Genomic DNA, 16,915 nt, shown 5'->3' on the forward strand with positions numbered 1-16,915 from the left:
ATAGCGACAGATTGATTAACAATAGTAAACGTAACGGTGAGAGCTACGCTTATTAACGTTGTGATTAAGCGTTGATAGCGGTAAAGCCTGCAATATTACTCAGTTCTTGACGTAGTTCTTCAGCAAGTGCTTGTTGTACGTCATCATTACGCTGAATACCTTTGGTATTGCCCCAAATTGGCCCTGGCCATGCGATGTCATGGCTAAAGCGTGCGATATGATGAATGTGAAGCTGAGGCACAAGGTTGCCAAGTGCACCAATATTAATTTTCTCTGCTTGATAATCTTGTTCTAACAAGGCTGCAACAGCGGATGATTCACGTATTAGCTGTTGTTGATCTTGTTCTGATAAATGGTGGATCTCACGTAGTGATTCATAACGAGGTACTAAAATAAGCCATGGGCCAAGGGCTTCTTTTACCAGTAATACTTGTGATAAAGGTAAATCGCCAAGTACCGTTGTATCTGCCATTAATCGAGGATGAAGAATGAAACTCATGTAATTATTCCTTAACAGTACATTCTAGCTCACAAGCTTGAGCAATATTTATTATAGTAAGCTTAATTTAGCGTAATTGGTATTATCCTTTAGGGTATGCATAATCGTCGCTTAATTAATAATGATTATCCTATAAAAACGTGGTTAAAGTGTATTAATGGGGGCTTAAATGGTAGCTGAGTATCAATTTATTCTTGATTACTGGTTTGGTGAACTAAACGGCGAAGTGACCCGTGAAAATAAAAATGCACTATGGTTTTTAGGGGGAGCTGATGTTGATGCTGAAATTACTTCTAAGTTTCAACGCTGGGTAAGTATGGCGGGTAATGGGGAACTTAATCATTGGAGTGATACTGCCCATGGCCGTCTTGCTTTGATTATTTTATTGGATCAATTTCCACGTAATATTTATCGCGGATTAAATGCTGCTTTTCGTTATGATCTATTAGCTCTTGCTATTTGTAAGCGTGGCTTAGCTCTTAATCAAGATGCTGAACTTGCAGCAATTGAACGAGTATTCTTTTATTTGCCCTTAGAGCATTCAGAAGACTTAGAAGATCAAGAAGAAAGTGTATTTCGATTTGATTTACTCCGTAAAAATGTACAACTTGAGAACATTACGGTGTTTGATAGCTTTTATGATTTTGCTAATAGTCATTTTCAGGTGATAAGAGAATTTGGGCGATTTCCACATCGAAATGCAGTGAAAGGACGGTTATCTACTAAGAAAGAGTTAACGTGGTTGCATGATGGTGGACTCCGTTTCGGTCAATAATCAATTATGTTTGTGCCATTAAAAAAGCCTTCACGAATGAAGGCTTTTTGCTATCTAGCGATTATAACAAGCAGCTATCACAATAAATCGTAATTACATACGCTCTAGTGTTTCGATGCCTAGCAAATCTAAACCTTTCTTGATTGTGTTAGCGGTTAGTAGTGCTAACTTCAAGCGGCTTTGCTTAACTGCTTCTTCAGCGTTAAGAATAGGGCATGCTTCGTAGAAGCTAGAGAACAGACCTGCAAGTTCAAACAGGTAAGTACACATTAGGTGTGGCTGACCCTCACGCGCTACAGACTGAACAGCTTCTTCAAATTGAAGTAACTTAGACAATAGTGCTTGTTCTTTTTCGTCATTGATTACGATAGGGAACGTTAGATCTTTCAGTTCAACATTTGCACGTTTGAAGATAGACGCTACACGTGTATATGCGTATTGCATGTACGGTGCAGTGTTACCTTCGAATGCAAGCATGTTGTCCCAGTCGAAGATGTAGTCTGTTGTACGGTGCTTAGAAAGATCTGAGTACTTAACCGCAGCCATTGCAACAGTTTGTGCAATGTTTGCTTTTTCTTCAGTGCTTAGCTCAGGGTTCTTTTCTTCGATTAGCTTGTTAGCACGTTCAACAGCTTCATCAAGCAGATCTGCAAGACGCACAGTACCGCCAGCACGAGTCTTAAATGGACGGCCATCTTTACCTAGCATCATACCGAATGCGTGGTGCTCTAGAGAAACTTCTTCTGGAACATAACCTGCTTTACGAACGATAGACCAAGCCATCATTAGGTGCTGGTGCTGACGTGAGTCAATGAAGTAAAGTACACGATCTGCGTGTAATTGCTCATAACGGTATTTTGCACAAGCAATATCAGTTGTGGTGTATAGGTAGCCACCATCACGCTTTTGGATGATAACACCCATAGGCTCGCCATCTTTATTCTTGTATTCGTCAAGGAAAACAACGGTTGCGCCATCACTTTCAACGGCTAGACCTTTTTGTTTTAGATCTGCAACAACAGGTGCAAGCATGTCGTTGTACATTGACTCACCCATAACGTTATCATCAGTCAATGATACGCTTAGACGATCGTAGTTACGCTGGTTTTGCTTCAGTGTGATAGCAACAAGTTGGCGCCATTTCTCAAGACAGTACTCATCACCACTTTGAAGACGAACAACGAAGTTACGTGCTGTTACGCCAAACTCTTCATCTTCATCGTAAAGCACTTTTGATTCACGGTAGAATCCTTCAAGGTCGCTGATGTTCATCGAAACATCGCTGCCTTGTTGCTCTTTACGCTGCATGTTAGCGATAAGCATACCAAATTGGGTACCCCAATCACCAAGGTGGTTAGCACGAATAACATTGTGACCTAAAAATTCTAGGGTACGTACAACAGCATCACCGATGATAGTTGAACGTAAGTGACCTACGTGCATTTCTTTTGCTACGTTAGGTGCTGAATAGTCAACAACAATCGTTTGTGCTTCGTCAGTGTTAACCGCTAGACGCTCGCTTGCTAGTGCTTCTTCACCACGAGCTGCTAACCATGCTTTATCAAGGAAGATATTGATAAAACCAGGACCTGCAATTTCAACTTTCTCTGCAATACCATCTAGTTCTAGGCAGTCGATAACTTTTTGAGCGAATTCACGTGGATTCATACCCAATTTTTTAGCTACGCCCATTACACCGTTTGCTTGGTAATCACCAAATTGTGCTTTTGCTGACTGACGAACTGCTGCTGGACTACCGGCAGGTGCGCCTGCAGCTTCTAATGCTTGTGATACTTTATCATTAATAAGTGCTTGAATATTCACTCGCTGTTCCTTAATCGTTTGTAACGCCAATCATATGTATGTGGCAAAAACGTCTGCGTATAGCAAGATATGCCGCCAAAAATACTCACGGAGCTAAAGTGTTTTTTGCTTAACTAAAAAGCGGCCAAAGCTACGTGAGTATTTTTTGATGGTAGTGTTAATTTTGTTTAAACACCAATATCTTGAATAAGCAGCGTGCGTTACCCTAATAATACCCACATAGTTAGGTACTTTGGCAACTGGAAAAAGAGATTGTTAGCAATTTTTTTTAAAGTTTTTCAAATAGGCTAAAATAAAGCCAAAATTCAACAGTGATACGGGCTACCTCGTGGTAGTTTAGTTATTGGCAATGCGAAAAGTGTGAGTAATTATGCGGTTGTTTATTAAATGTTACGTGGTTGGAGAGACGAAATGCAAAATTTGAAACAATTAGGCTTACATCCGGAGCAAATGTTAGCTGATTTACCCGCTTTTATGGATCGCATTATTCGTTTAGCTGATGAGGTCGGAATTTCACTCTCATCGTACGTAGCAGATCATATTGCATTAAGGGTGAATTCACAGGATATTGCACTGGAACTTCATCAGGCATGGTTAGCTTATGGCACTGAATGGTCACAGACGATTATTAATGGTCGTCCTATTGTGGTGATTGGCTTTGATAAACCACTTCGAGTCGGTGACTGGACGATTGAAGCGTTAGAGCTACCTTACCCAAGCGATAAGATTTATCCACAGCAAGGATGGGAGCACGTGGAATTTGTTATTCCGGGTAATGCGATGTCGCTTGAGCAATTAAAACAGTCTATTGATATTACCTTTCCGGCATTAAATTGGCAGCAGTTAGCAAGTAAGGGAATTAAGGTTAAAGCCAGTTCTCCTGCTGGCGAGCATGAACGTTTACCTAATCCTACTTATGCATTTAAAAAAGATAATCTATGTATTAAGTTACATTCACATTCTTTAGCTGCGGTTATTGAGAGTGAGCAAGAGTAACGTATTTGGTTTCTGCACATTAAGCACAAAAAATGCCACAGCTAAATGAAGCTGTGGCATCTATCAAAGCATTTATTCTTTAAAGAATCACAGTACGATTGCCGTGAACAAACACGCGATCATCTACCACTAATCCAAGCGCTTTACTTAATACGGATTTTTCAACATCACGGCCAGATTTTGCCATTTCTTCGGCGCTAAAGGTATGATCGACTGGAATCACGTTTTGAGTAATAATTTGACCTTCATCAAGATCATTGGTGACAAAGTGAGCGGTAGCGCCAATGATTTTAACACCCCGTTCAAAGGCTTGTTGGTAAGGCTTGGCACCAATAAATGCCGGTAGGAAGCTGTGATGTATATTAATGATTTTATGTGGGAATTGGGCGACAAAATTAGGCGTAAGAATACGCATATATTTTGCTAATACTACATAGTTAGGGGAATATTGTTGTATTGCTGTGAGTAATTGTGTTTCATGCTGCTCGCGAGTTAGCCCTTCATGACATACATGGTGGAACGGCACATTGAACTTTTCAGTTAAATCTTGCAGCTTATCGTAGTTACCGACCACTGCTGCAATTTCAATATCTAGTGAGCCGTCAAATGTTTTTACCAAAATATCCCCTAAGCAATGGGCTTCTTTGGTAACCATAATGACCACTTTTTTACGCTCAGAACTGATTAAGCGACGTTTGCTACCAGAAGGTAAAGCACGGTCGAGATCTGCTAATAACGTTTCATCATTAAAATACCCTTCGAGATCGGTACGCATGAAGAAGTGATTTTTAGCGTTATCAACATACTCTTTATTATTAATAATATTGAGCTGATGTTTATGACAGATATTGGTAATTTTTGCGATAAGGCCCATATTATCAGGGCATTCCGTTAATAATGTTTTCTTTTCCATATGTGTTCCTGATGGCGGCAACGCTGTGCACAGCCTAAAAATCATAATTTATCACTATGACGCTTATACTATGTTGGGGTCAAATAGTTTATTGGATGTGCTGTTTCATCTATACGAAATAGCACTTTAGATGGCTAGTCGTGACGTAATAAAATAGGCATAATAGAACGATTGATACTGTATAAATAACCAATAGTGCGAAGTGAATGATAGCTAAGTTTTTTGCCGCTGGTGGTGCGTTAGATAAAGCCATTCCCGGATTTCAAGCTCGACAATCTCAAATTGATATGGCAAAAGCTGTTGCTGATGCGATTAAGCAGCAATCACAATTAGTGGTTGAGGCTGGTACTGGTACGGGTAAAACATTTGCTTACCTTGTACCTGCATTAGTGAGTGGTAAGAAAACGATTATTAGCACCGGTTCAAAAAACCTACAAGAACAGTTATTTCATCGTGACTTACCATTAATGGCAAGTGCGTTAGGTTTTACTGGTCGAGTCGCATTATTGAAAGGGCGCTCAAACTATCTATGTGTTGATCGTCTTAGCCGTCAAATCACTGAAAGTCATGGTGATCATTCTGATCCAATCATGCTGAGTCTATTAATTAAAACCCGCCAGTGGTCTTCGGCATCTAAAACGGGTGATCTTGGTGAATGTGAAGATATCGCAGAAGATAGCCCAGTTATACCAATGATCACTTCAACCAATGATAATTGTCTCGGACGAGAATGCCCGTCTTTTGATGATTGCTTTGTGGTTAGAGCGCGTCGTAAAGCAATGGAAGCTGATGTAGTCGTAGTTAACCATCATTTATTTCTGGCTGACTTAGCAATGAAAGATAATGGTTTTGGTGAATTGATCCCTGAAGCTGATGTGTTTATTTTCGATGAGGCTCATCAGATGCCAGATATTGCCAGCCAATATTTCGGTCAAAATTTGTCTAGTCGTCAGTTAATTGAATTGGCTAAAGATATCGAAATTGGTTATCGCACCGAAGCCAAAGATATGCGTCAACTGCAAAAAGCCGCTGCTCGTTTACAACAAGCTGCATTTGAAATGCGGATTATTTTAGGTGATCCCGGTTTTCGTGGTAATTGGCGCGAAGCATCGCAAACACCCGCCGTACAACGTGAGTTAGTGCGTTTGAATGATGCGCTTGATTTAATCTATGATGTGCTTAAATTAGCCTTAGGGCGCAGTCAATTATTAGATGCCGCTTTTGAGCGAGCAACGTTGTTGAAAGCACGCTTAAAACGAGTGGTTGATACCAGTATTATTGGTTATTCATATTGGTACGAATGTACACCACGACAATTTAGTTTGAATATTACGCCATTATCAGTGGCTGATAAGTTCAGTGAGCGCATGGCTGAGCAGAAAGGGGCGTGGGTATTCACCTCGGCAACACTTGCTGTTGATGATGATTTTAGCCACTTTAGTCAGCGTTTAGGATTACAACCTAAGCAACAATTCTCTCTTGAAAGCCCATTTGATTACGCCACCCAAGCATTGTTGTGCGTTCCACGGCATTTGCCTGAGCCTAACAGTTATGGTTTAGCAGATAAGTTAGTTGAAATGCTAACACCCATTATTGAAGCTAATGATGGTCGCTGTTTCTTTCTTTGTACTTCTCATCAAATGGTGCGTGATCTTGCCGAAGGCTTTCGAGCACGATTAGATTTGCCAGTATTAGCACAAGGTGAAACCAGTAAGCAAAAGTTATTGGCTGAATATTTAGAGCGGGGCAATGCATTATTGGTGGCAACGGGAGCATTTTGGGAAGGTATTGATGTTAGAGGCCAAGCCCTTAGCTGTGTTATCATAGATAAATTACCGTTTACAGCGCCAGATGACCCGCTATTAAAAGCACGAATCGAAGACTGTCGCTTGCGAGGTGGTGATCCATTTGCAGAGGTACAAGTACCCGATGCGGTGATCACTTTAAAGCAAGGTGTTGGTCGATTAATTCGTGATACGCAAGATAAAGGGGTATTAGTGATTTGCGATAATCGTTTAGTCACTCGTGCTTATGGCGCTGTATTCTTAAGAAGTTTACCGCCAATTCCGCGCACACGTAGTGTCGCAGGGGTTAGCGAATTTTTGTCGAACTTAACCGATACTCAGGTATTAGGAAGTGACGATACCTAACATTCAGAGGCTTGAATGAGCACCAAAATTCTGGCAGTAGATACTGCAACTGAAAACTGTTCTGTCGCGCTAATGATCGGCGATGATGTTATTTCTCGTTGTGAATATGCGCCTCGTGAGCATACCACGAAAATTTTACCGATGATTGATGCGGTACTGGCTGAGGCTGGTATTAAATTAAAGCAGCTCGATGCACTTGCTTATGGACGTGGTCCGGGTAGCTTCACAGGGGTGCGTATTGGTATTGGTATTGCGCAAGGTTTAGCCTTTGGGGCTAACTTACCAATGATTGGTGTGTCTACTTTGGCTGCAATGGCACAAGGTTCATTCCGTTTACACCAAGCAGAGCATGTGTTAACGGCGATTGATGCACGTATGGGTGAGCTTTACTGGGGACAATACCAACGTAAAACCGATGGTGATTGGCTATTAGTGGGTAATGAGCAAGTGATTGCACCTGATGTATTATTAGCAAATGTACAGGCTGATGCTGATACATGGCTAACAGCAGGTACAGGATGGGAAGCTTATCCTGAACTGCTAAATCAACTGCCACTAAAAGCGCAGTTAGGCAGTGTGTTATATCCGGATTCACAAGATATGGTGCATTTAGCAAAATACGCTTTTGGGCGTGGTGAAATCGTCACTGCAGAAGCCGCTAGTCCCGTTTATTTACGTGATACGGTGACATGGAAAAAATTGCCGGGTCGTGAGTGATCTAGCACTATAAATTTGTGTGATATGAAGAGTGGCAGTATATAGACTGTCACTCTTGTGTATTTATTATCTGTAATGATGTGTTCGTCTTCTATAACCTCTGCCACCATAGTTATATTTCGCGCAATATCCCCCTCACACCGATAGCATCAACTATTATCACTTCTATTTTATTTTGAACGAGTTCCTGTCTCTGTACTCTTAACGATACCAAATAAAGTATTGTTCGTTATTAATTATCATACAATTAATTTGCGCTTTAAGAATCTATGTTTGGGCGTGAATAGCATTAATAATATTGAAGATAACAGTGTTAGGTAATCAGTAGCGATAGGACGAAAGTAGTGATATATGTTATTTTTTGTTGAGTTATTAAACAAATATGTGGAGGTTTTAGATGTTTGGTAAGCTATTTCTTGGGGTGATATTAGTGTTTATGGTAGGCTGCGCCAGCTTACCTGCAACTTTGGTTACGAAATCGAAAAACCCGATTACAGATTTAACGGTTATTCTGCAACACCCACAGGCGAATAAAGGTAAAGAAGTTCGTCTTGGTGGTGTTATTGCTTCGATTCGTAATGAACAGCAGCAAACCCGTATTGAAATGGTAGCGATGCCATTAACTGCGGACGGTCGCCCAGTACTACATGCACAATCTCAAGGACGGTTTATTGCGTATATTCATGGCTTTTTAGAGCCACTTGAATACGCTAAAGGACGCCTATTGACTGTTGCTGGACAATTTTCTGGTGATGAGCAAGGAAAGATAGGTAATTACCCTTATACTTTTCCTGTAGTGCAAGTATCTGGTCAGCAATTGTGGCAAGTACAGCAACAGATACAATTAGATGATCCTTTTTGGACTCATCAACCTTGTTACTCATTTAATTGTGATCCATGGGGCAATGATTTGATGATGCCTAATTTTGGTATTAACGGCCGTATTGTTGAGCGAGTAGTGCCATAATCGTGATGAACGAAATAACCTTTACGCTAGCGGAATATAATCTTGCTGGCTGCAGTAATGTCGATATAGCCACGGCACTGGTAACCTCAAAGCCGATGCTGATATTACTGCATGGTTGGCAAGATAACGCAGCTACTTTTGCTTCGTTATGGCCACGGCTAATACAAGATTACGATGTTGTTGCATTCGATTGGCCTGGACATGGTAAATCTGATCATAAAAGTGCTGATAATTATTATCATTTTTTTGATTATATTGATGATTTGCACCAAGTTATCGTTCAGCTAAAGCGTGAAAAAGTACATATAATTGGGCATTCACTAGGTGCTATTGTTGCTGGTTGTTATGCCGCAATATTTCCTGAAAATGTCGATAAAATTGTACTAATTGAAGGATTATCACCGTTAACAGAGCCGCCTCACATGATTGTGGAGCGGTTACGGATGGGTATTGTTAGTCGCCAACGTTATCGTCATCAACATCTGCGTTTAAAACAGCGTTCGATGGCAACATTTACTGACGCATTAACGCTTCGTGCTTCTGTTAATCGGCTACCAGTATCGTTATTGGAAGCGGTGGTGCAAAGAGCAACGATTGAGCGTGATGGACGTTGGTATTGGCGTCATGATCCCCGTCTCCGTTGTGATTCGCTATATCGAATGGCGCAGCAACACGCACAGACATTGTTGAATAGTATTCAAGCTCCTGTGTTATCCATTATTGGTGATAATGGTTATGTTGACCTTCGCAAAACAGAGGCCAGTGACTGGGGGATTAATAATTTTACTCAAGTGATGGTGTCAGGGGGACATCATTGCCATTTACAAAGTTCGAACGATGTCTACCGCCATATTCGAACATTTATCCCCACTTAATTCGATTAATTATTATGTTTTATGCTTGGCATCAAAAGTTGAAGTCATGGTGTAACTATCAGATTTTAATCAAAAGTTAAATATGCTGTAATGACGATGTAAATATTCGCTTTGTTTATACCATTACGGTTTTGTTAGTTTAATAGGCACACACAGCAGTCTAATTATAAAGGAGAGTGCACGTGGATAAGGTTTGGCTTAGCCGCTATCCGGACGATGTACCGGCAGAAATTAACCCTGATGAATATTCATCTTTAGTCGACATGTTTGAGCAATCTGTACGTAAATTCGCAGATCAAACGGCATTTATCAACATGGGACAGGTTATGACCTTCCGTAAGTTGGAAGAGCGTAGCCGTGCATTTGCTGCATACTTACAAAATGAGCTTAAACTTCAAAAAGGTGATCGTGTTGCTATTATGATGCCAAACTTGCTGCAATATCCAATCGCATTGTTTGGTATTTTGCGTGCAGGTTGTGTCGTCGTAAATGTTAACCCACTTTATACACCACGAGAATTAGAGCACCAACTTAATGATTCAGGTGCAAAAGCGATTGTTATCGTATCTAATTTTGCCCATACATTAGAAGCGATAGTTAAAAATACCAGTGTTAAACACGTTATTTTAACTAGCCTTGGCGACCAATTATCACGCCCGAAGGGAACTTTAGTTAACTTTGTGGTGAAGTATATTAAGAAAATGGTGCCGTCATATCACTTGCCTCACGCAACATCGCTGCGTATTGCTTTACGCAAAGGGCGAAGAATGCAATATGTTAAGCCATTTATTACTGGTGATGACATGGCATTCCTACAATATACCGGTGGTACAACTGGCATAGCCAAGGGAGCGATTCTAACTCACTATAATATGGTGTCTAACGTCATGCAGGCAAAAGGGGCTTATGGTCCTGCATTGACTGAAGGGCGTGAGTTAATCGTTACGGCGCTGCCGCTATATCATGTGTTTGCACTGACTGTTAACTGTTTATTGTTGATGGAAAGAGGGGGGCAAAATTTATTGATCACCAATCCTCGTGATATTCCGACCTTTATTAAAGAATTACAGCGTTATCCTTTTTCAGCCATTACTGGCGTTAATACCTTATTTAATGCATTAGTTAATAATGAAGATTTTCACGAATTAGATTTTAGTCATTTACACTTCTCTGTCGGTGGCGGCATGTCAGTTCAACGAGCTGTTGCTGAAAAGTGGCAAAAAATCACTGGTAACTATTTACTAGAAGGTTATGGTTTAACTGAGTGTTCTCCTTTGGTTGCTGCTTATCCTTATAATTTAAATTATTATAATGGATCTATTGGCTTACCTGTTCCTTCAACAGATATTCGTATGATTGACGATGACGGTAATGTTTTAGGATTGGATCAAGTCGGTGAGCTGCAAGTCCGTGGTCCTCAGGTAATGAAAGGCTATTGGCAGCGTCCTGAGGCAACCAAAGAAGTATTAACTGATGATGGTTGGCTATCAACGGGTGATATCGTTAAATTTGATGATGATGGTTTCTTACATATTGTTGATCGTAAGAAAGACATGATTTTAGTGTCAGGTTTTAATGTATACCCGAATGAAATTGAAGGTGTAGTTGCACTGCACGATAAAGTGCTTGAAGTCGCTGCTATCGGTCAAGCTCATGAAGTGTCAGGTGAAGTGGTTAAGCTTTGTGTGGTGAAACGTGATCAAAGTTTGACACGAGATGAGATTATTGCCCATTGCCGTCAGCATTTAACCGGTTATAAAATCCCTAAAATTGTTGAATTTGTGGACGCGTTACCTAAGACGAATGTGGGTAAAATTCTTCGTCGAGTATTACGTGAAGAGTCAGATCAAAAAGCCCAACAAGCCACAAAATAATATTTTTACTGACATAAAATGACGTTAATTTGATAAAATAGTAGTAACGGATTGTACTCGTACATATCTAATGCCGGCTTTGATGCCGGCATTTTACTATAAAATATTTAATAGGCTCTACAACGGGGTCGTTCTGTAATCAAAAAGGTCCATTGTGAATTTCGAGATTGTTACAACAACCGAACAACTTCGCCAGCGGTGTGAGTCAGCATGTCAGCATGCTGCTGTTATGCTTGATACTGAATTTGTACGTACGCGAACGCTTTACCCTCGTTTAGGTCTGATTCAAATGTTCGATGGTGAATATCTATCACTTATTGATCCGCTTGAAGTGCAAGATATGACACCGCTATGGGACTTACTACGCAATCAAGCGGTAATTAAAGTCCTTCATGCTTGCGGTGAAGATCTTGAGGTGTTCCAGCATCATGCTGGTTGTTTGCCGACACCTATGCTTGATACCCAAATTATGGCGGCTTTTCTTGGCCACGGTATTTCAACGGGTTTTGGCGCGTTAGTTAAAGAATATGTTGGTGTTGAACTTGATAAAGGCGAAGCACGTACTAATTGGCTGGCTCGACCGCTTACCGACAAGCAACTTGATTATGCTGCTGCTGATGTGCATTACCTTAAACCATTATATGAAACGCTATTAGAGAAAGTTGAAGCAGCCGGTTATATGGAAGCGTTACACCAAGAATGTAATGCGATTATGCTGCGTCGAACTAAAGTACTTGATCCGAATAAAGCGTATCTTGATATCAAAAATGCATGGCAGTTAAATACAAAACAGCTAGCGGTGTTACAGCAAGCTGCTGCTTGGCGAGTACGTGAAGCAAGAAAGCGTGATATTGCACTTAATTTTATTGTTAAAGAATTACATTTGTGGAAACTTGCACGGTTAGAAATAAAGTCACGTTCAACGCTTGAAAAAGAAGGTTTTGAACCGATGGAGATTCAGCGACATGGTAACCGTTTATTGAAAATGGTACATGACTGTGATGCAATTAATTGTGCAGATTACCCACCAAAAATTGAGCGGTTGGTTGACTTTGCCGGCTATAAACAGATGGTGAAGCGTTTAAAAGACGTGGTAGCAGATGTTGAGTTAGCAACAGGGTTAGCGCCTGAATTTTTAGCCTCTAAAAAGCAGATTCACCAATTACTATCGTGGGCTTGGAAGCATCAGCGTGCTGATGAAAAACGTCCAGAAATGCTTAAAAATTGGCGTCAAGGTTTATTTGAAACACGAGTATTATCCATACTTGATGAAAAATAAACGTGGCAATATATAAGATAATAAAAAGCCCCGCTAAGTGATACTTAGCGGGGCTTTTTTATTTTTCTTCGTCAGGTAACGTGACGTTGAGTTCTAGTACCGATAATTCATCACCGTTATGGTCTAGATTTACTGAAACATGTTCAGGGTTAATTTGAACATATTTACTAATAACTGCTAAAATATCGCGCTTTAATTGTGGTAAGTAGGCTGGAGATGCTTGCCCAGCACTACGTCTTTCAGCAACAATAATTTGTAGCCGTTCTTTTGCTACATTTGCAGTTTTCGCTCTACGTGGGCGAAAAAACTCGAGCAGTGCCATGGTCAATTAGCCTCCAAATAGACGTTTTAGGAAGCCTTTCTTTTCTTCTTCTAAGAAACGGAAAGGACGTTCTTCACCAAGTAAACGTGCAACTGTGTCTTCATAGGCTAGTCCTGCATCAGAACCTTTATCAAAGATAACAGGTTCACCTTTGTTGGATGCATTCAATACTGCTTGGCTTTCAGGAATAACACCGAGTAGTGGAATGTGAAGGATCTCTTCAACATCTTGTACACTTAGCATTTCACCCTGATTAACGCGAGTAGGATTGTAACGTGTAAGTAAAAGGTGCTGTTTAACAGGCTCGCGGCCTTTTTCTGCACGACGAGACTTCGAATCTAGAATACCTAGAATACGATCTGAGTCACGAACTGAAGATACTTCAGGGTTCGTAGTTACAATCGCTTCATCTGCAAAATACAGTGCCATTAGGGCACCCGTTTCAATACCAGCTGGTGAGTCACAGATAATAAAATCAAAACCCATTTTTGCTAGTTCTTTAAATACTTTCTCAACACCATTGCGAGATAATGCATCTTTATCGCGAGTTTGTGATGCTGGAAGCACAAATAAATTATCAACACGCTTATCTTTAATTAGCGCCTGACTTAGATTTGCTTCGCCATTAATAACATTAACAAAGTCATAAACGACACGGCGTTCACAACCCATAATGAGATCGAGGTTACGCAGGCCGATATCAAAATCGATGACTGCAGTTTTTTTACCGCTCAGTGCTAGACCAGATGCAATAGCAGCACTTGATGTTGTTTTACCAACGCCGCCTTTACCTGAGGTAACAACGATAATTCGTGCCATTTACTCAATTCCTTCTTAAAACTTTTTATAAAGCTAGGTGTTCTATACTGAGATTACTGTCTTCAAGAGATATGACAACACCTTTGCCCCAAAACTCTTCCTGAATGTTATCACTCAGCCAGTAGTTTCCCGCAACAGAAATTAGTTCAGATTGTAAGTTTTGACAGAAAATTGTCGCACTTTGCTCACCGCTTGCACCCGCAATTGCGCGACCACGTAGCGTGCCATAAATATGGATACAACCATCAGAAAGAATTTCTGCACCAGCACTGACATTACTGAGAATAACCAGATCACGATTACGAGCATAAATTTGTTGTCCGGAGCGAACCGGAGTACGAATAATTAACGTTGGTTCTTTATCGGTACTTGCTGGGGTATCTAATGTTTCAGCTAAAAATTCAGATGGCTCATCTTTAACAGGTCTTGCAGCATTCATAATAGCAAAACCAGCGGCTTTTGCCTGTGTTTGCTGTGTTTTATTTTTGCAACCACCGATACCGACAGGAATCATTCCTGCATCAATAATGCCAGCTTTTAGTTGTTCAAAGTTAATATCAGCATCAACTTGTGATATATCAATAACAACAGGGGCTGAAGCAAAAAAATTTGGTGCGAGTTCAACTTTGTCTTTTAGCTGATTAGTTACTTTACTAATGTCATTATCAACTAAATGAAGTGCAGAGAGCGTGAACGAGCTCCCTTTTAGTTCAGCTATCTTGGTCATAGGTATATTATGGCTAAGATTTTAAATTAACCATTTAGTTCATTATCACAAAGGTACTAGCATGGTATATTCACTAGCCGTTAGGGGCAAGCTATCCTTGCGTTGACGTTTGTTTTTCAGACAAACTTCTCACACTATTTACTTAAAACTGAGTCAATAGTGAATGATTGCTTGTAATAGTACTCTGAAATGTATGGCGCATAAATGAAATAGGCTAATTATATGTTGTGTTCGATCTACAAAAGTTTAAAAAAAGACAATACTTATTTATACATTAATAAAAAAGATGATTTTGCGGATGTACCTGCACAATTAATGTCGACATTTGGTAAACCTCAATTTGTGATGGTGATCAAACTTGAGGGAAGAACATTAGCGCTGGCTGATGTAGAGAAAGTCAAAGAAGCATTAGCGACTGTCGGTTTTTATTTACAAGTACCGCCACCAGTGACTAATTTATTGGATCAATATAAGGCAGATAAAGCTGCTAAATAATAAAATAAGGCTATTATGCATAAGCGTTTGATATCGATTTTTGTTGCCATAGGAATGGGATTGTCCTCTTCTGCATTTGCCAGTGAAGAAGGATTCGATGCCTACGTAGATAAATTAAAAGTTGAAGCACGTGGTAATGGTATTTCAGAGCCAATAATTGATGCTGCATTTGACGGCATTAAATATACAGCCCGTGCAGTCAAAGCTGATAATAATCAGCCAGAGAAGAAACTGTCGCTAGAGCAATATATTACTCGTGCAGTTCCTGATTGGAAAGTAAAGCAGGCCAATCGTCTTTACCAACAAAATAAAGTGGCACTAGAACGGATTGGTAAACAATATGGTGTACAGCCACGGTTTATTGTCGCTTTATGGGGTATTGAAAGTAATTTTGGTAAAATCCAAGGTAATTATCATGTTGTTGAAGCCTTAGCGACATTGGCCTACGATGGCCGTCGTGAAGCATTATTTCGAAAGCAAGTAATGGCTGCATTAGAAATTTTGCAAGATGGTAATATTTCTATAGCTGATATGAAAGGTTCTTGGGCTGGGGCAATGGGTCAGTGTCAATTCATGCCAACGTCTTACCTTACGTATGCTGTTGATGGTAATGGTGACGGTAAAGCCGATATTTGGAATACTAAAGCCGATGTTTTTGCTTCTGCCGCTAATTATTTAAAACTATCTGGATGGGATAGTGAATATACTTGGGGACGTCCAGTTAAATTATCAAAGGTCTTAGCTGATAGCTACGAAGGTACTGAAACTGAAAAAGGAAAAACATTAGCTCAATGGCAACAATTAGGCGTGATGAGTAATAGTCGCGGCACTTTGCCGAAAGCTGATATTCAAGCATGGTTGATTCAGCCTGATGGTGGTGAAGGTAAGTCGTATCTGATATATGAAAATTATAGAACATTACTAAAGTGGAATCGTTCGCATTATTTTGCTTTAGCAGTAAGTGCATTAGCTGATCGTATTCAATAAATTAATTACCATTAGACTTAATATACGAGTTTAAGTAATAACTAAAAAGTCAGGCATTAATGTCTGGCTTTTTTGTTGGTGTTATATTAATGGGCTAAATAAGAATGTTGTTTTATTCTTATTCGGGATATTTGTACGTGAAATAGTAATCATATAATTATTTGCAGATATAAAAAAAGCCTAAATAGTTTAGGCTTTTTATTTATTCTTTATATATTAGATCTCGAATTCTTCAAGAGCTTGACCATCATCTAGCGCTTTCTTTAGAGCGCTAGGTGTACGGCCTTGGCCTGTCCATGTTTTTTCATCGCCATTCTCATCGATGAATTTATATTTAGCCGGACGACTTGCACGCTTTGCTTTTGGTGCTTTAGCTAAACTTGCTAGTAATTCTTCAGGGTCAATACCGTCAGCTAAAAGCATTTCACGATATTGAGCTAGCTTTTCATTACGTTCATTTTCTTTTGCTTGTTCTTCAGCTTCAGCTTCAGAACGTTCAGTAACAACTGTTGTTAGTTTATCCAACGCTTCTTCAAGTTGTTCTAGTGTATATTCACGAGAAAGTGCGCGTAGGCTACGAAGATTTAAAAGCGCTTTCATTGCATCAGACATTTTATATTTCCTGTTATTTTTAATTAACTATAAATAATAATAGCAGCGTTAAAACATATTTTGCAATAGTAATACTTTTATACA

The 16,915-nt window shown here is 39.9% G+C and carries 17 protein-coding genes; 10 read left to right on the top strand and 7 right to left on the bottom strand.

Annotated features, from left to right (window positions below; genetic code table 11):
• Positions 1-64: 64 nt before the first annotated feature.
• Positions 65-499, bottom strand: a complete 435-nt coding sequence (locus C0W29_RS05485) for an HIT domain-containing protein (protein WP_045041673.1) — start codon at positions 497-499, stop codon at positions 65-67.
• Between the two features lie 169 nt (positions 500-668).
• Here C0W29_RS05485 and C0W29_RS05490 point away from each other — a divergent pair, with 169 nt between their 5' ends.
• Entirely contained in the window at positions 669-1,274 is a 606-nt protein-coding gene (locus C0W29_RS05490; protein ID WP_045041672.1) for a DUF924 family protein, read from the top strand.
• 93 nt (positions 1,275-1,367) lie between these two features.
• On the opposite strand, the gene argS is transcribed toward C0W29_RS05490, so the two are convergent.
• Positions 1,368-3,098, bottom strand: a complete 1,731-nt coding sequence (gene argS / locus C0W29_RS05495; RefSeq protein ID WP_036795478.1) for an arginine--tRNA ligase — start codon at positions 3,096-3,098, stop codon at positions 1,368-1,370.
• 411 nt (positions 3,099-3,509) lie between these two features.
• Here argS and C0W29_RS05500 point away from each other — a divergent pair, with 411 nt between their 5' ends.
• On the top strand, positions 3,510-4,094 hold the full coding sequence (locus tag C0W29_RS05500) for a VOC family protein (protein ID WP_045041671.1): 585 nt from the start codon (positions 3,510-3,512) through the stop codon (positions 4,092-4,094).
• A 79-nt stretch (positions 4,095-4,173) separates the two neighbouring features.
• Here the strand turns inward: C0W29_RS05500 and purU are convergent, their stop codons facing one another.
• The gene (gene purU, locus C0W29_RS05505) at positions 4,174-5,007 is read right to left on the bottom strand and encodes a formyltetrahydrofolate deformylase (RefSeq protein WP_045041670.1); all 834 of its coding nucleotides are present in this window, start codon (positions 5,005-5,007) and stop codon (positions 4,174-4,176) included.
• Between the two features lie 206 nt (positions 5,008-5,213).
• Between purU and C0W29_RS05510 the strand changes: the two genes are divergently transcribed.
• The 6 genes from C0W29_RS05510 (at position 5,214) to rnd (ending at position 12,869) form a co-directional block, all read left to right on the top strand.
• Positions 5,214-7,157 (top strand): ATP-dependent DNA helicase, encoded by a 1,944-nt coding sequence (locus C0W29_RS05510; protein ID WP_045041669.1) that lies wholly within the window; start codon positions 5,214-5,216, stop codon positions 7,155-7,157.
• Between the two features lie 15 nt (positions 7,158-7,172).
• Positions 7,173-7,874, top strand: coding sequence for a tRNA (adenosine(37)-N6)-threonylcarbamoyltransferase complex dimerization subunit type 1 TsaB (gene tsaB, locus C0W29_RS05515; RefSeq protein WP_045041668.1), 702 nt, complete (start codon positions 7,173-7,175; stop codon positions 7,872-7,874).
• Between the two features lie 397 nt (positions 7,875-8,271).
• A complete protein-coding gene (locus tag C0W29_RS05520; RefSeq protein ID WP_036795473.1) occupies positions 8,272-8,841 on the top strand; it encodes a Slp family lipoprotein in 570 nt (189 codons plus the stop codon).
• A gap of 5 nt (positions 8,842-8,846) precedes the next feature.
• The gene (locus C0W29_RS05525; RefSeq protein WP_045041755.1) at positions 8,847-9,716 is read left to right on the top strand and encodes an alpha/beta fold hydrolase; all 870 of its coding nucleotides are present in this window, start codon (positions 8,847-8,849) and stop codon (positions 9,714-9,716) included.
• A 182-nt stretch (positions 9,717-9,898) separates the two neighbouring features.
• Complete coding sequence (gene fadD / locus C0W29_RS05530; RefSeq protein ID WP_045041667.1) at positions 9,899-11,590, top strand: long-chain-fatty-acid--CoA ligase FadD; 1,692 nt, start codon at positions 9,899-9,901, stop codon at positions 11,588-11,590.
• A 154-nt stretch (positions 11,591-11,744) separates the two neighbouring features.
• Positions 11,745-12,869, top strand: coding sequence for a ribonuclease D (rnd, locus tag C0W29_RS05535; RefSeq protein WP_036795469.1), 1,125 nt, complete (start codon positions 11,745-11,747; stop codon positions 12,867-12,869).
• A gap of 58 nt (positions 12,870-12,927) precedes the next feature.
• On the opposite strand, the gene minE is transcribed toward rnd, so the two are convergent.
• Genes minE through minC form a run of 3 tightly spaced genes read right to left on the bottom strand, consistent with a single transcriptional unit; the run spans position 12,928 to position 14,737 of the window.
• Positions 12,928-13,191, bottom strand: coding sequence for a cell division topological specificity factor MinE (gene minE, locus C0W29_RS05540; RefSeq protein WP_036795468.1), 264 nt, complete (start codon positions 13,189-13,191; stop codon positions 12,928-12,930).
• Positions 13,192-13,197: 6 nt separating this feature from the next.
• Positions 13,198-14,010 (bottom strand): septum site-determining protein MinD, encoded by an 813-nt coding sequence (gene minD, locus C0W29_RS05545; RefSeq protein WP_036795467.1) that lies wholly within the window; start codon positions 14,008-14,010, stop codon positions 13,198-13,200.
• 25 nt (positions 14,011-14,035) lie between these two features.
• Entirely contained in the window at positions 14,036-14,737 is a 702-nt protein-coding gene (minC, locus tag C0W29_RS05550; protein WP_036795466.1) for a septum site-determining protein MinC, read from the bottom strand.
• 222 nt (positions 14,738-14,959) lie between these two features.
• On the opposite strand from minC, the gene C0W29_RS05555 reads away from it, so the two are divergent.
• Positions 14,960-15,232, top strand: a complete 273-nt coding sequence (locus C0W29_RS05555) for a YcgL domain-containing protein (RefSeq protein WP_036795464.1) — start codon at positions 14,960-14,962, stop codon at positions 15,230-15,232.
• Between the two features lie 15 nt (positions 15,233-15,247).
• Positions 15,248-16,219, top strand: coding sequence for a lytic murein transglycosylase (locus tag C0W29_RS05560; protein WP_045044326.1), 972 nt, complete (start codon positions 15,248-15,250; stop codon positions 16,217-16,219).
• 216 nt (positions 16,220-16,435) lie between these two features.
• On the opposite strand, the gene C0W29_RS05565 is transcribed toward C0W29_RS05560, so the two are convergent.
• A complete protein-coding gene (locus C0W29_RS05565) occupies positions 16,436-16,831 on the bottom strand; it encodes an H-NS family histone-like protein (protein ID WP_036795461.1) in 396 nt (131 codons plus the stop codon).
• Positions 16,832-16,915 lie beyond the last annotated feature (84 nt).

The organism is Photobacterium kishitanii (assembly GCF_003026355.1).
Taxonomy (GTDB): Bacteria; Pseudomonadota; Gammaproteobacteria; order Enterobacterales; family Vibrionaceae; genus Photobacterium; species Photobacterium kishitanii.